9 protein-coding genes are annotated in these 15,997 nt (G+C 67.5%); 5 read left to right on the forward strand and 4 right to left on the reverse strand.

What is annotated here, in order from left to right:
- Positions 1-42: 42 nt before the first annotated feature.
- The gene (locus tag MasN3_RS00400) at positions 43-1,482 is read right to left on the reverse strand and encodes a dihydrolipoyl dehydrogenase (protein ID WP_281911312.1); all 1,440 of its coding nucleotides are present in this window, start codon (positions 1,480-1,482) and stop codon (positions 43-45) included.
- Positions 1,483-1,595: 113 nt separating this feature from the next.
- On the opposite strand from MasN3_RS00400, the gene MasN3_RS00405 reads away from it, so the two are divergent.
- Complete coding sequence (locus tag MasN3_RS00405) at positions 1,596-2,462, forward strand: oxygenase MpaB family protein (protein WP_281911314.1); 867 nt, start codon at positions 1,596-1,598, stop codon at positions 2,460-2,462.
- 43 nt (positions 2,463-2,505) lie between these two features.
- Here MasN3_RS00405 and MasN3_RS00410 read toward each other — a convergent pair whose 3' ends face one another.
- The 3 genes from MasN3_RS00410 to hemE all read right to left on the reverse strand — a co-directional run bounded on the left by MasN3_RS00410 (position 2,506) and on the right by hemE (position 7,023).
- On the reverse strand, positions 2,506-3,339 hold the full coding sequence (locus tag MasN3_RS00410) for a hypothetical protein (protein WP_281911316.1): 834 nt from the start codon (positions 3,337-3,339) through the stop codon (positions 2,506-2,508).
- Between the two features lie 22 nt (positions 3,340-3,361).
- Positions 3,362-5,368 (reverse strand): primosomal protein N', encoded by a 2,007-nt coding sequence (locus tag MasN3_RS00415; protein ID WP_281911318.1) that lies wholly within the window; start codon positions 5,366-5,368, stop codon positions 3,362-3,364.
- Between the two features lie 572 nt (positions 5,369-5,940).
- Positions 5,941-7,023, reverse strand: a complete 1,083-nt coding sequence (gene hemE, locus MasN3_RS00420) for a uroporphyrinogen decarboxylase (RefSeq protein WP_281911320.1) — start codon at positions 7,021-7,023, stop codon at positions 5,941-5,943.
- A 110-nt stretch (positions 7,024-7,133) separates the two neighbouring features.
- Between hemE and MasN3_RS00425 the strand changes: the two genes are divergently transcribed.
- The 4 genes from MasN3_RS00425 (at position 7,134) to MasN3_RS00440 (ending at position 15,709) form a co-directional block, all read left to right on the forward strand.
- A complete protein-coding gene (locus MasN3_RS00425; RefSeq protein ID WP_281911322.1) occupies positions 7,134-9,047 on the forward strand; it encodes a S9 family peptidase in 1,914 nt (637 codons plus the stop codon).
- On the forward strand, positions 9,044-13,156 hold the full coding sequence (locus tag MasN3_RS00430; RefSeq protein ID WP_281911324.1) for a DEAD/DEAH box helicase: 4,113 nt from the start codon (positions 9,044-9,046) through the stop codon (positions 13,154-13,156). The genes MasN3_RS00425 and MasN3_RS00430 overlap by 4 nt, the downstream gene beginning before the upstream one ends.
- Positions 13,157-13,204: 48 nt before the next feature.
- A complete protein-coding gene (locus MasN3_RS00435; protein ID WP_281911326.1) occupies positions 13,205-13,657 on the forward strand; it encodes a hypothetical protein in 453 nt (150 codons plus the stop codon).
- Between the two features lie 150 nt (positions 13,658-13,807).
- The gene (locus MasN3_RS00440) at positions 13,808-15,709 is read left to right on the forward strand and encodes a DUF885 domain-containing protein (RefSeq protein WP_281911328.1); all 1,902 of its coding nucleotides are present in this window, start codon (positions 13,808-13,810) and stop codon (positions 15,707-15,709) included.
- Positions 15,710-15,997: the final 288 nt, after the last annotated feature.

A 15,997-nucleotide genomic window follows, 5' to 3' on the forward strand; every position in this document is an offset into this window, starting at 1 on the left:
CAAACTATCACCGCGTGGGCGGCACAGCCGCCCACCCTACTCTTACGTACCCGGCTCGGTATCGGCCGGGTCGATCTCGCTCTCTCCCTTGGCCAGGTTGTGCGCCAGGTCGCGCAGGGCGGTGCGCACGCCCTCCTCGATCACCGGGTGATAAAAGGGCATCTCCAGCATCTGGTCCACCGTCATGCGCATCTGGCAGGCCCAGGACAGCGTATGCGCCAGATGCTCGGCGCGCGGCGCGATCATCTCGGCGCCCAGGAAGCGGCGCGAGCCGTATTCCGCATACACCCGCAGCATCCCCTTGTTCTGCAACATCACCCGGCTGCGGCCCTGGTTCGCGAACGCTACCTGCCCGACCGCGAACTTGCGCTTGCCCCCTTCGCATAGGCTGCGGTAGTTCGCGCCCAGGGTAGCGATGTTCGGGTCGGTGAAGGCCACCGCGATCGGCGTGCGGCGCAATCCCGGACGCACGTCCGGATAGCGGCCCGCGTTGTCCCCCGCGATCTTGCCGTGGTCGGCCGCGTCGTGCAGCAGCGGGCGCTCGTTGTTGGCGTCGCCGGCGATGAAGATGTGGCTGGTCCCGCATTGCATGGTGCGGACGTCGAACAGCGGGATGCCGTCCGGGCCGCGCTCCAGCCCCGTGTGCTCCAGCCCGATGTCGTGCACGTTGGGCGTGCGGCCGGCCGCCATCAGCACGACCTGGAAACGTTCGGTCTTCTCTTCGCCGAGGGCGTCGCTGTAGCGCAATGCCACTTCGTCTCCCTCCTGCACCGCGCCCGTCACCTTCGACTGGAACTGGATGTCGAGTTCCTCGGTGAGCACGCGGGTGGCGCTGCGCAGCACTTCCGGGTCGCTCAGGTGGGCGATGCTGCCGCCGCGCGCGAACAGCTTCACGCGCACGCCCAGGCGGTGCAGGGCCTGGCCCAGCTCCAGGCCGATCACGCCGGTGCCGATCACGGCCACCGACTTCGGCAGCTCGTCCCAGTAGAACACGTCGTCGGAGGTAGCGATGCCGGGGCCGACGTTCTCCAGCACGGGCAGGCGCAGCGGCGTGGAGCCGGTGGCGATGACGACGCGGCCGGCGGTGACTTCGGTGTGATCGTCCACGAGCAGGGTATGCGGGCCGGTGAAGCGCGCATGGCCGCGCAGCTTGTCTGCGTCATCGAAGGACTCGACGCTTTCCAGCACGAAGCCCACGAAGCGGTCGCGCTCGCGCCGCACGCGCTCCATCACGGCGCGGCCATCGATGCGGACGTCGCCCGCGTGCACGCCGAAGGGCGCGCTGTGCTGCATCACATGCGCGGCCTCGCTTGCGGCGATCAGGAGCTTGCTCGGCATGCAGCCGACCCGTGCGCAGGTGGTGCCATAGTGGCTGCTTTCGATGACCGCCACCCGGGCTCCTTGCGCCTTCGCCGCCCGATAGGCCGTCATGCCGGCGGTGCCGGTGCCGATGATGGCGACATCCACATCCAGTTTGTTCATCGTCTTCTCCGGGTCTCTCTACAGATGATGACGAAACGATACGCGATTTTCAGCCGGACCGCCGGAACCGGGCCAATGTGCCACCATGATCGCCTGTCACCATGGGAGGGCGAATGTTGGAACCGATCAGGGAGCTGCTGCGCCCGCCTCCCGGCATGGCCTTCGACTTCAGCCAGCCGGCGGGCGAGCCGGCGCTCGCTCCGCGCGACGGCATCGCCTGGCGGGTGTTCGCCAATCCGGTGGTCCTGTTCGTGGGCGGAGTGGCGGCGGTGCTGCTCGAGCTGAGCGAGCCCTCGGTGCGCTCCGGCGTGTGGGACCAGGGCGGCTTCCGGCAGGACCCGGTCATGCGCCTGCGCCGCACCGGCTTCGCGGCCATGATGACCGTCTACGGGCCACGCTCGGCGGCCGAGCGGATGATCGCGCGCGTGGTACGCATGCATGAGCGGGTGCGGGGCACGACGCCCGCGGGCCTGCCCTACCGCGCCAACGACCCGCGCCTGCTCGACTGGGTGCAGGCCACCGCCGCCTTCGGCTTCACCGAAGCCTACCACCGCTACCTGCGGCCCCTGTCGGCGCTCGAGAAGGACGCCGCCTTTGCCGAAGGCGAAAGCGCGGCCCGGCTGTATGGCGCGCTTGGCGCGCCGCGCTCCTGGGGAGCCTGGGAAGCCTTGCTGGCCGAAACGGCGCCCCGGCTGGAAGGCTCCGCCATCCTGGCCGAGTTCGTGCGGATCATGCACGAGACGCCGCTGGTGCCGGGACCGATGCGTCCCTTGCAGCGCCTGCTGGTACGCGCCGCCGTGGACATCGTGCCGGAACCGGTCGCTTCGCTGCCCCAGCTGCGCAAGCAGGGCCTGCGCCCCGGCGAGGGGGCGCTGGTGCGTGCGCTGGCGCGTTCGAGCGTCCTGCTGCCGCTGGGGGATACCCCGGCCGCCCAGGCTGCCCGGCGGCTCAGCGCATCTGGTACTGGATCCCGAAAGTGAATGTCGTCTCGCTCAGCCGGAACATGAATTCTCCCGGATTGCCTCATTCGCGCTTGAACAGGAACTGGACCCCGGCCTGGGCATCGGCGGGAATGCCGGCCGGCTGCGGATAGCGGCGCAGGGCATCATTGACCAGCGCGTGCACCGCATGCTCGAACCAGCCGGTCGACGGCGCCAACGGCCCCAGAGGGCGGCTGGGCAGCGAATCGCCCTTGACCACGCCGTACGGAACATAGACGCCGCTGCCGCCCATTTTCAGGTCGATGCGCGGCACCGCGGGCAGGAAGCGCAAGTTCACTTCGCCACCCAGGCCAAGCACCTCGGCGTGGCCCGGATAGCGCATTTCCGCGGAAATCGTCGAGATCACGCCGACGACGTAGTTGCAGATCGCCAGTCTGGACGGATGCCAGGTACGCAGTTCCGCGACGAAGCGATCCGCGTCCGTTGCGGCCTGCGGGCTGACGGCGCAGGCCTCGGTACGCGCGCTGCCACGGCCTTGCAGGTTCCACCATAGCGCCGCCGCGGCATCGGCCCCCCTGGCCGGGTCGGCAAAACCGGCGGCGATCCGTTCGGCGGCTTCCGGCGCCCCGCCCTCGTGGGCCTGGACGTAGAAAGTCAGTGCAGTGTCCCAGCTGGCCTTGACGCAGATACCGTGCTCGTACATCGATCCGGCCAGCAGCACCACCTCGGGATAGCCCCATTTCAGCCCGCTCTTGAGGCGCTCCACGGCGGCCCCGCAGTCGCGTGCCGCGATCCGGTTGCGTACCTCATGGACCACATCGAGTCCGGCACGCGTCGCGGCCCCAAGCTGCGCCGCGGGCAGCAGGGCAAGCAATGCAAGCAGAAGCGGGAGGCGTGCGGCAGTCGGGAAGCTCATGGCAGGCTTTCGGCAAGTTGGCTCAGATATCGAGGGGATCGACCTCGAGCGACCAGCGCACGCGCGATTTCATCGCGCGCAGGATCTCGACCCACTCGCGCAGAAAAGCCTGCAGGGCCGGGCGCGAGCTCGATTCCACCAGCAGCTGCGCACGGTCGACGTTGTGCACACGCGTCATCGTCATCGGGATCGGGTCGTTGATCATCACCGCATCCCATGCCAGGCTGTCGCGCGCCGCCTCCAGGAAAGCGATCGCATTGGCCAGCTCGGGCGCCTCGGCGCGCAGCAGTGCCTGGTACATGAAGGGCGGCAGGCCGGCCTGGCGGCGTTCTTCCAGCAGGCTGCCGGCGAAGCGGTCGTAGTCGTGGCGCACGACGGCGCCATACAGCGGGTGGCTGGCGTAGCGGGTCTGCACCAGCACCTCGGAGGCGGCGCCGGCGCGGCCGGCGCGCCCCGCCACCTGCATCAGCTGGGCGAACAGGCGCTCGCTGGCGCGGTAGTCCTGCGAGAACAGGGCGGTGTCCGGGTTCAGGATGCCCACCAGGGTGAGCTTCTTGAAGTCGTGGCCCTTGGCGACCATCTGGGTGCCGACCAGGATGTCGACCTCGCCCCGGTGCACGGTGTCGAAAGCCGCCTGGGCGCTGCCCTTCAGGCGCGTGGAATCGGCGTCGATGCGCAGGATGCGCGCTTCCGGGAACATCGCCTGCAAGCCTTCCTCGACGCGCTGGGTGCCGCGTCCGAGCGGCTGCAGGTCGACGTTGCCGCAGGTCGGACAATGACGCGGAATGCGCAGCTCCAGGCTGCAGTGGTGGCAGCGCAGCCGGTGCTCGGGGCGGTGCAGCACCATGAAGGCGGTGCAGCGGGTGCAGTTGCTGATCCAGCCGCAGGCGTCGCAGCAGATCACCGGGGCATAGCCGCGCCGGTTCAGGAACAGCAGCGACTGTTCGCCGCGGTCGAGGCGCCCCCGCAGCGCGGCGATCAGGGCGCTGCTCAAGCCATCCTTGGGACGGTCGCGCTCCAGGTCGACCAGCTTCACGGTGGGCAGCACGGCGTCGCGCACGGCGCGCTCGCGCAGCTCGAGCTTGCGGTAGCGGCCGGACTGGGCATGGTGCCAGGTCTCGAGCGAAGGCGTGGCCGAGCCCAGCACGATCGGAATGCCCAGCTGGTGCGCGCGCCACACCGCCAGGTCGCGCGCCGAATAGCGCAGGCCTTCCTGCTGCTTGTACGAGGGGTCGTGCTCCTCGTCGATGATGATCAATTTGAGGTTCGGCAGCGAGGACAGGATGGCCAGGCGCGTGCCCAGCACGATGCGCGCCAGGCCCTGGTGGGCGGCGAGCCAGTGCAGCATGCGCTCGCCCTCCGACAGGCTGCTGTGCAGGGTGGCCAGCATCACGCCCGGGAAGCGCGCGCGGATGTTCCCTTCCAGCTGGGGCGTCAGGTTGATTTCCGGGACCAGGATCAGGATCTGGGCGTCCTGCTCGCGCACCAGCACCTGGGCGCAGGCCTGCAGATAGACCTCGGTCTTGCCGCTACCGGTGACGCCGTACAGCAGAATCGGCGTGAAGCCCTGGGCCCCGCCGATGCCGCCCGCCGCCTCCTGCTGCGCCGGGTTCAAGACGGGCATGCCGGAGGGCGTGGGGTCGTGCGCGCCCCCATCCTTGGCCAGTTTTTTCAGCGCGCGGTCGAGCGCAACGGTCTTCGGCACGCGCAGGTTCTTGGGCAGGCCGGGCAGCGCCACCTCGCCGAGCGGGCGCTGGTAATAGTCGGCGGCGAAGCGCGCCAGCGCCACCCAGCGCTCGGGCAGCGGCGACAATTGGCTGCGCACGGCGATCGCATCCTTCAGCTTGTCCGGCGGGACCTCGGTGTCTGCCTTGACGGCGACGATCAGGCCCACGACCTCACGGCGCGCGAAGGGCACCAGCACCAGTTGGCCCACCGCCGGCTCTTCGCCCGGCTGGCATTCCCAGCGGTAATCGAAGCAGCTGTTGAGCGGGGTATCGAGCGCAACCTGTAGGAAGCAGTGTGCCAAATCCAACCTTCTTGAGTAAGGAAACCAGGACCAATAAGCTGTGGAAAACTTTGTGAATAGCGCTGTACTTGACCCCGTTCGAGGTTTACGTTAGATCAACTCCAAACGCGCGATTCACTGGAACAACAATAAATTATTCAGTAAATTCAATGACTTGCAAAGACAGAGTTATCCCTGTTAACAACCCGGGCTGGAATCGCCTTGCTGTGCATAACTGCACATGTGTGATGGGAAAACTCGTTGCGGTGCACCAGAATCTTCACACCTTACTTGAAGAGTTGAGCTAAGTCCGCGTAAACGAAGCACTTTTCACAACTCATCCCTCATCCCTCATCCTGTGCATAACTTTGTGAACAATGGACAGGAAGCCGGGACAATTTACCTGTGAGTGAGCGCTGCTACTGTGTATACCTACAGTTCACCATGAAAAAAACGTTTAAGAATCATTGATTTACGTATTTTCAGGCTTGACAAAGATGTCCACAGGAATAATTTTGAGGTTTAACGAACTTGTGAACAAGTGAGATTTTGCTGCAGCAATGCTTGCTGCAGCGGGGGGCAATACCGGCCGCTTATGCGGCGCGCTGCTGGCGGCTGAAGTTGTGCACAGCCTCGACCATGGCGGTCACCGACTCCGGCGGCGTGAACTGCGAAATGCCGTGGCCCAGGTTGAACACGTGGCCATGGCCGTTCGATGGCTTGCCGTAGGCTGTCAAGGAGCGCTCGACTTCGGCGCGGATCTGCTCCGGTTCCGCGAACAGGATGGCCGGGTCGAGGTTGCCCTGCAGGGCCACGCGGTCGCCGACCAGCGCGCGCGCCTTGCCCAGGTTGACGGTCCAGTCCAGGCCCAGCGCGTCGGCGCCGATGTCCGCCATCTCGTCCAGCCACAGGCCGCCGCCCTTGGTGAACACGATCGCCGGGATGCGCACGCCATCCTTCTCGCGTTTCAGCTGGCTCACGACCGTCCGCATGTAGTTCAGCGAGAACTCCTGGTAGGCGCCGTCGGCCAGCGCGCCGCCCCAGGAGTCGAAGATCATCACGGCCTGGGCCCCGGCGTCGATCTGGGCGTTCAGGTACTGGCTGACTGCGCGCGCGTTGGTGTCCAGGATGTGGTGCATCAGGTCGGGACGCGCATACAGCATCTTTTTGATGGTGTGGAATTCACGCGAACCGCCGCCTTCGACCATGTAGCAGGCCAGGGTCCAGGGGCTGCCCGAGAAGCCGATCAGGGGCACGCGGCCGTTGATGGCGGTGCGGATCTGGGTCACCGCCTTGAAGACGTAGTCGAGCGACGCCATATCCGGTACCTGCAGGGCGCGCACCTCGGCTTCGGTGCGCAGCGGGCGCTCGAATTTCGGGCCCTCGCCGTCGGCGAAGTACAGGCCCAGACCCATCGCGTCCGGCACCGTCAGGATGTCCGAGAACAGGATCGAGGCATCCAGCGGATAGCGGTCGAGCGGCTGCAGGGTGACTTCGGTGGCGAAATCCGGATTCTTTGCCAGCCCCAGGAACGAGCCGGCCTGCTTGCGCGTGGCGCGGTATTCCGGCAGGTAGCGGCCCGCCTGGCGCATCAGCCACACCGGGGTGTAGTCGGTCGGCTGGCGCAGCAGCGCACGCAGGAAGGTGTCGTTCTGAAGCGGGGCGAATTGTGGCATGGCTGACAATGAACGCAGAGGGAAAACCTCCATTATCGCATCTTTGGGACCGCACAAGAGCCTGGGATAGGCTCTTATAATGCGTTCTTCCGTCTATGAGAGAACCCGTCATGACCAAACAGCAAGCCCCTTGCGGCACCTGGACCTCACCGATCACCGCAGCCGTCGTCGCGGCCGGCGCCACGCCGCTGGCTTCGCTGATGCTCGACGGCGCCGACCTGTACTGGCTGGAGGGCCGGGCCAGCGAAGCGGGCCGCTCGACGCTGGTGGGCAGCCGCGGCGAACTGACCCCGGCGCCGTTCAACGTGCGCAGCAAGGTGCACGAATACGGCGGCGGCGCGGTCACGGTCGCCGATGGCGTCGCCTGGTTCTCGAACCACGCCGACGGCCGCCTGTACCGCGTCGAGGCCGGCGCGCAGCCGGTGCCGGTCACCGCCGAGGACAACAAGCAGCGCTACGCCGACTTCGTGGTCGATGCGCAGCGCCGGCGCCTGGTGGCCGTGCGCGAAGACCACGCGGCCGGCGGCCGCTACCCCGAGAACACGATTGCCGCCATCGGCTTCGATGGCCTTGAAACCGTGCTGGTGGACGGCAACGACTTCTATGCCGCACCGCGCATCTCGCCGGACGGCCGCCACCTGGCCTGGCTGTGCTGGGACCATCCGCGCATGCCCTGGGAGGGCAGCGAGCTGTGGCTGGCCGACATCATGGAAGACGGCACGCTGGCCAATGGCCGGCTGGTGGCGGGCGGACCGCAGGAATCGGTGTGCCAGCCCGAGTGGTCGCCCGGCGGCGTGCTGCACTTCGTGTCCGACCGCAGCGGCTGGTGGAACCTGTACCGCTTCGAACATGGCGTGGTGGAGGCGCTGTGCCCGCGCGCGGCGGAATTCGGCGGGCCGCTGTGGACTTTCGGGAACGCGCTGTACGGTTTCCGCGGCGAAGACGACATCGTCTGCGCCTACATCGAAGGCGGGGTCAGCAAGCTGGCGCGCCTGCGCGGCGGCGAACTGACCGCGATCGCCACGCCCTACGAGGAAATCCGCGAACTGCGCGTGAACGCGCGCACGGTCGCGCTGCTGGGCGGCGCGCCCACCGTCGCGCTGGAACTGGCCCGCATCGACCTCGATGGCGGCCGGCACGACGTGCTGGCGCGCTCGATCGCGCAGCTGCCTGGCGTGGACTACCTGTCGGTTCCACGCTCGATCAGCTACCCGAGCGCGAACGGCCGTACCGCCCACGCCTTCCACTATCCGCCGGCCAACGCCGATTTCACCCCCTCGGCGGGCGAACTGCCGCCCCTGATCGTCATCGGCCATGGCGGCCCGACCGGGATGGCGGCCAGCACCCTCAAGCTGGCGACCCAGTTCTGGACCAGCCGCGGCTTTGCCGTGCTGGACGTGAACTACGGCGGCAGCACCGGCTTCGGCCGCGCCTACCGCGACCTGCTCAAGGGCCAGTGGGGCGTGGTCGACGTGGAGGACTGCGTGGCCGGCGCCCGCTACCTGGCCGAGCAGGGCCTGGTGGACCGCGAGCGCCTCCTGGTGCGCGGCAGCAGCGCCGGCGGCCTGACGACCTTGTCCGCCCTCGCCTTCCACGACCTGTTCAAGGCCGGCGCCTGCTACTACGGCGTGTCCGACCTGGCCGGGCTGGATGCGGATTCGCACAAGTTCGAATCGCACTACAACCAGTACCTGATCGCGCCGCCGGAACGGGCCGAACAGGTCTACCGCGAACGTTCGCCGATCCACCACACGGATAAATTGCAGCGCCCGATTATCTTCTTCCAGGGCCTGGACGACATGGTGGTGCCGCCCCAGCAGTCCGAAACCATGGTCGAGGCGCTGCGCAAGCGCCGGGTGCCGGTGGCCTATATCACCCTGGAGGGCGAAGGCCACGGCTTCCGCAAGGCCGAGAGCGTGGTGACGACGCTGGAAGCGGAGCTGGTGTTCTACCTGCGCGTGTTCGGCATCCCGGTGCCTGCCGGCCTGCCGGCGGTGGAGATCGAGAACCTGCCGGCTGCATGACGATCGAACGCGACACCGGCGAGCAGGCCATCCTGGCCCTGCTCGCCATGGCGGGCGAGCCGATGGGCCGCCAGCGCATTCTCGAACACCTGATGGCGATCGGCCTGCTCTTGCCGGCCGGGCAATGGGCGGACGAACTGGAGCACCTGCGCCAGGAAGGACTCGTGACCGAAGCCGCCGGACGCGGGTTCACGATATCGCCCGCCGCGGTCAGGGCGATACTCGAACAGGCGCTGGCCTCCGGCCTGTTCCGCGCCCTGCAGGGCGCCTATGAACGGGTCACGCCGCTGCGCCGCGACTGGCAGGGCACGCCGATCCTGCGCAGCTACCGCCAGGGCCTGGCGCTGCTGCGCATGGCCTTGTTCACGGGGGAGCCGGCCGCGACCGTCATGCCGCTACTGGAAGCCTGCCTGCGCTGCCACGAGGCCTCCTACCTGCATCCGCTGGTCGAGGTCTGCGCGCGGCCGTTCTCGCCGGCGCTCATGGAACGCATCCATCCGCACCTGCGCGACGGCATATTCGCCGAATTGGTGAACCACGCGCAGCGCGAACCGGCGCTTGCGCCCGACATCCGCGCCGCCGCCGAAGCCCATGCGGCCCTGGGTGAACCGTCGATCGGCCTGCGCGTCGCACTGGCCGAGCATCTCATCCTGTGCGGCCGCCTCGACGATGCCCTGGCGCTGCTGGCCGAGGTGCCGGATGCGCCGGGACTGTTCCTGCGCAGCGTCATCGCCCTGCTGCGCGACGATCTCGATACCGCCCTGCCCGACGTCGACAAGGCGCTCAAGCAGCTGCGCCGCGAGACCGGCAAGCGCAAGGCCGTGTTCGGCGGCATCGGCGCCCATCTGTACCTGACCGCCCTCCTGCGCAGCAACCAGCCGGCCCAACTGAAGCTGGCCGACGCCTGGCTGGAGATCGCCACCCGCGCGGTACAGCGGCCCGACACCGCCGTGGTCTTCCAGCTCAGCATGCTGCAGGAGATCCGGCGCGGCACGGTCGATGCCGAGGTGCTGGCCTCGCGCAGCTGGGAGATGGCGCTCGAGCCCTTCACATTCCGCGCCCTGATGCACCACTGGCTCGGCCTGCCGCAGCTGCAGGGCAAGCGCCAGGACATCGAGGACATGCTGGCGCAGTCCGAACGCGCCGGCTTCGACCTGCTGTCGGCCCAGCTGGCCGGTTTGCTGGCGCAGATCGGCGGGCCGGGCGCCATCTCCCATGAAGCACGCGCGGGCGAGCTGCGCCGCCGTCATCGGATCACCGACCTGACCCACTGGTTCGAGCGCGAGGAAGCCTGGGAGCGCCAGCTCAACGCCCTGATCAACCTGCAGCCGGCCTTGAATGCCGAGGTGGTGCGCGAATCGCGCCTGGTGTGGATGATCCGCTACGACGAGCACATGGGCGTGCAGGAACTGGAACCGCGCGAGCAGAAGCGCGATGCCCAGGGCGGCTGGAGCCGCGGCCGCGCCATCGGCCTGAAGCGCCTGGCCGAGGATGCCCAGCAGCTCGAATTCCTCAGCGCCCAGGACCTGCAGGCAGTCGCCAGCATCGCCGGGCGGCGTTACTACGGCAGCACCGGCATCCGTTTCGAGTTTGAACGCGACAAGGCCCTGGCCTCCCTGGTCGGCCATCCGCTGCTGTTCTGGATGGACTCGCCCGGCACCCGCGTCGAGCTGCTGCCGGGCGAACCCGAGCTGCACGTGAAGGCGCGCGCCGGCAAGGTGACGATCTCGCTGCACCCCACGCCGGGCGAGCAGGATGGCGAGGCGATCGTCACCCGCGAAACCCCGACCCGCCTGCGCCTGGTGCGCGTGAATGAGGAACACCGGCGCATCGCCGCCATCGTCGGCGAGGGCCTGGAAGTGCCGGTGGAGGCCGAGCGCCGCGTGCTGCGCGCGATCAGTGCGATCTCCTCGATCGTCACGGTGCAGTCGGACATCGGCGCCAGTCCCGGCGACATCGAGCAGGTGGCGGCCGACCCGCGCCTGCACCTGCACCTGCGCCCCTACCAACGGGGCCTGAGCATGCAGGTGCTGGTGCGTCCGCTGGAGGGCGGCGCCTATTACTCGCCCGGCAGCGGCGCGGAAAGCGTGATCGCCGACGTGAACGGCGTACGCACCGAAGCGCGGCGCGACCTGAATGCGGAACGCGACGCCGAGCGCCAACTGGTGGGCGCCTGCCACGCCCTCGAACAGGCGGAGCTCGAGCACGGCGAGTGGCTGCTGGGCCAGCCCCTGCTGTGCCTGGAGCTGGTGGACGAACTGCGCCAGCTGGACCCGGCGAACGTGGTGGTGGCTTGGCCGGAAGGCGAAAAATTCCGCGTGTCGAAGCGTGCCAATGCGAAATCGGTGCGCATCCAGGTCCGGCGCGACCGCGACTGGTTCGCGGCCAATGGCGACATCGTGGTCGACGAACAGCGGGTGATGGACCTGCGTTCGCTGCTCGAGCGCGTGCGCGAAGGGAAAAGCCGCTTCGTGGCGCTGGGCGACAACGAATACCTGGCCCTCAGCGACGAGCTGCACCGCCGCCTGATGGAGCTCGCCGACTATGGCACCATCATTGGGGACGAACTGCGCATGCATCCGCTGGCCAGCTTCTCGCTGGCGGAACTGGCGCGCGAGGCCGGCAGCGTGGACAGCGATGCCGCCTGGCGCCGGCACCTGGAGCGCATCGCCGACAGCGAAGCCTTTACGCCCACGCTGCCTACTACCTTGCAGGCCGAGCTGCGCGACTACCAGCGCGAGGGTTTCGAATGGCTGGGGCGCCTGGCCTATCTGGGCGTCGGCGCCTGCCTGGCCGACGACATGGGCCTCGGCAAGACGCTGCAGGCCCTGGCGCTGCTGCTCACGCGCGCGCCCGAGGGCCCGGCGCTGGTGGTGGCGCCGACCTCGGTCTGCCTGAACTGGATCGCCGAAGCCCAGCGCTTCGCACCGACCCTGAACCTGACACTGTTCGGGCCGGGCGAGCGCGCCGCGACGATCGACGCAGCAGGCCCCTTCGACGTGGTGGTGGCCAGCTACGGCCTGCTGCAACAGGAAGCGGCGCTGTTTGCAAAACGGCCATGGCACAGCATCGTGCTGGACGAAGCCCAGGCCATCAAGAACATGCACACCAAGCGCTCGCAGGCCGTGATGGCGCTGCAGGGGAGCTTCCGGATGGCGGCCACCGGTACGCCGCTGGAAAACCACCTGGGCGAGCTGTGGAACCTGTTCCGCTTCATCAATCCGGGCCTGCTGGGCAGCGCCGACCAGTTCCAGCTGCGCTTCGCCGGGCCGATCGAGAAGGCCCAGGACAAACGCGCCGAGCTGGGGGCCAGGAACCGCCTGCGCCGCCTCACCCAGCCCTTCATCCTGCGCCGCACCAAGGCCCAGGTGCTCACCGAGCTGCCGCCGCGCACCGAGATCGTGGTGCCGGTCGAGCTGACCCAGGAAGAAAGCGCGCTGTACGAATCGCTGCGCCGCGACGCCCTCGACAAGCTGGCCGCGCTCGAAGCGCCGGAGAGCCAGAAGTCGATCGAGATCCTGGCCGAGATGATGCGGCTGCGCCGCGCGGTCTGCAATCCGGAACTGGTGGCGCCCGGCGCCGGCATCGCCAGCAGCAAGCTGATCGCGTTTGCGCGCCTGGTCGACGGCCTGCTGGAGAACCGACACAAGGTGCTGGTGTTCAGCCAGTTCGTCGATCACCTGAGCCTGATCCGCAAGTACCTCGACGGCAAGCAGATCCCCTACCAGTACCTCGACGGCGCCACCTCGATGCAGGAGCGCAAGCGCCGCGTGGACGCCTTCCAGGCCGGCGAGGGCGAGCTGTTCCTCATCAGCCTGAAGGCGGGCGGCGTCGGCATCAACCTGACCGCGGCCGACTATGTGATCCACATGGACCCATGGTGGAACCCGGCGGTGGAAGACCAGGCCTCGGACCGCGCCCACCGCATGGGCCAGCAGCGCCCGGTCACCATCTACCGCCTGGTGGCGCGCGGCACCATCGAGGAAGGCATCGTCGACCTGCACGTCCGCAAGCGCGACTTGGCCGACAGCCTGCTCGAAGGGACCGAGATGGCCGCGCGCATGTCGCCGGGCGAGATGCTCGCCATGCTGAAACAGGGCCTGGCGTAGGACGGCATTCCATGTGATCATGCCGCTTTTATGGATGAGTAAAGACGGATGGATCTGGACAAAGCGGCAACGGGGCCACAGGCCCGCGTCATCGGCGTCAAGTCGTGGACGGCCTACGCCGGCGTGCTGGCGCTGGCCGCGCTGCTGTTCCTGGTCGCGGTGCCCTTCGCCTTCCGCTGGAACGAACTGGCCGCCGCCGCGGTCATGGCGGGCTCGAGCCTGGTCGTCGGCTACCGCTTCCTGCTCGTGCGCAGCGTGCAGCTGTACTACGACGACATCGGCGTCTGGGTGGTCTCGGGCATCCTGCCGTGGACACGGGGCGTGGCCGGGGTGAAGTGGCGCGACATGATGGAAGCCAGCTACGCGGGCGGCTTCTTTGCCTGCGCTCGTACACGGTCCACATCGGCCACCGCTTCGACCGTGGCAGCAGCATCGTCCTGCACCAGATCGCGCGCGGACGCGAAGCCGTCGAAACGGTCAATGCCCTCCACCAGCAGATGATCCGTTCCGGCGCCGTCGATTAAGCTTGAGCTAAGTGTCGGAATGTTTCAACAGTGCGCAAGCGGGCTGAATGGTGCTACTCTTCCGGGCTCCGCCTTGCGCTTGCCGCGCGGGTGAGGCCGACCTTCTCATGCACAGGGTTCGAACAGGATGATGAAAACGAAGATCGCGCTGGCAGTCCTGCTGGCGAGTTTCGCGCTGGCGCCGGCCAGCGCCAAGACCACCAAGCCCGCCAAGGGCAAGGCCAAGGCCACCAAAGTGGTCAAAGCGAAAACGAATAAACCCAAGGCGCCAGTCAAGAAGGGGGCGAAGAAAGCGGCCGTTGCCACCGCTGCCGCAGCGACTGCCGCTACCGCCGTCGCAGCAACCCCGACCGCCAGCGCCAGCGAGAAGCGCCTCGACCGCCGCTTCGACTCGATGAGCATGCAGTACCTGACCGCCCTGTGGCGCGTCGATCCGGAAGGCGGCATCTATGTCGGCAAGTTCGACCAGGCCGCCAACCTGACCATTCCGGACGCCGCCACCCGCGCGAAAAAGCTGGCCTTCGCCAACGAATGGCTGGAGAAGTTCGGCAAGCTCGATACCCGCCAGCTGTCGAATCGCCAGCGCACCGACCTGGTCCTCTTGGTGAACAAGCTGGAAAAAGACCGCTGGAGCCTAGCGACCTGGCGCGAATACGAGTGGAACCCGGCGCTGTACAACGTCGCCCAGCCGCTCGACCTGATCCTGAATACCGAATACGCCGCCAAGCCGCAGCGCCTGCGCACCATCCTCAAGCGCCTGGCCAACGTGCCGGCCTTCTATGCGGCGGCGCAGGCCTCGATCGCCAACCCGACACGCGAGCATACCCAGCTCGCCATCGCGCAGGCGCCGGGCACCATCGCGGTGCTGGCCGACCTGGGCAAGGCGGCGCAGGAATCGATCCTGACCCCGCAGGAAAAAGCGATCTTCGCGCAGCGCATCGCCAACGCCGGCACCGCGGTGCTGGCCTATGTCGACTTCCTCGATGCCCTGGACAAGAATGCGGCCGCGCCGCGTCCCTTCCGCGCCGGCAAGGAGCTGTACGAGCAGAAGTTCGCGCTCGAGATCCAGTCGTCCAGCAGCGCCGAACAGACCTTCCGCAAGGCCCTGGCCACGCGCGAGGAGCTGCTGGCCCGGATGAACACGATCTCGGACGAGCTGTGGCCGCGCTACATGGCGGGCGTCACCAAGCCGGCCGACCGCTTCCGGAAGATCGGCATGATGATCGACAAGCTGTCCGAGCGCCACGTCTCGCGCGAGAACTTCCTGCCCGAGATCCGCCGCCAGATCCCGGCCCTGCACAAGTTCGTCCTTGAAAAGAACCTGCTCAGCCTGGACGCCGACAAGCCCCTGGAAGTGCGCGAGACCCCGATGTACCAGCGCGGCGTGGCCGGCGCCAGCATCGACGCGCCGGGCCCGTACCGCCCGAAGGACAAGACCTATTACAACGTCACGCCGCTCGACAACCTCACGCCGGAACAGGCCGAGAGCAGCCTGCGCGAATACAACGAATGGATCCTGCAGATCCTGAACATCCACGAGGCGATCCCCGGCCACTACGCCCAGCTGGTGTATGCGAACCGGTCGCCGTCCCTGGTGAAGTCGCTGTTCGGAAACGGCGCGATGGTCGAGGGCTGGGCCGTCTACGGCGAGCGCATGATGCTGGAAGCCGGCTACGGCGACAACGCCCCCGAGATGTGGCTGATGTACTCGAAATGGAACCTGCGCAGCGTCACCAACACCATCCTCGACTACAGCGTCCACGTGCTCGGCATGCGCCAGCCCGAGGCGATCGACCTCCTGGTGCGCCAGGCCTTCCAGACCCGCCAGGAAGCCGACGAAAAATGGCGCCGCGTGACGCTGACCTCGGTGCAGCTGACCAGCTACTACAGCGGCTACGAGCAGATCATGGCCCTGCGCGAACGCCGCAAGCAGCAGCTGGGCGAGCGCTTCAACCTGAAGGAATTCCACGATCAGTTCCTCAGCTATGGCAACGCGCCGGTGAAGATGATTTCGGAACTGATGCAGTAGCAACACTTTGATTTTGCACAGGAAACCGCCTGTGCACAACCGCACAAGCGGCGTGCTCGCGCGCTCGCTTGTGCGCAATATCTCCGAGGCTAGAATGGGCTTGCCGCTCCCATCCCCATCAGCCGGAGACCTTCGATGAGCTTCCTCCCCGCGCCGGCGTCCTAGCGACGCACCCGCCAGTCTTTCCTCTCGTTTCACCCGTTTCACCGACTCCGCATGCGGAACCGGCGCGGCCTCGCCACGTCCCTCCGCAAGCGCCTACGTAGTGCAGACAAACGAACAGAACGG

The sequence above is a fragment of the Massilia varians genome (assembly GCF_027923905.1).
GTDB classification, from domain to species: domain Bacteria; phylum Pseudomonadota; class Gammaproteobacteria; order Burkholderiales; family Burkholderiaceae_D; genus Telluria; species Telluria varians_B.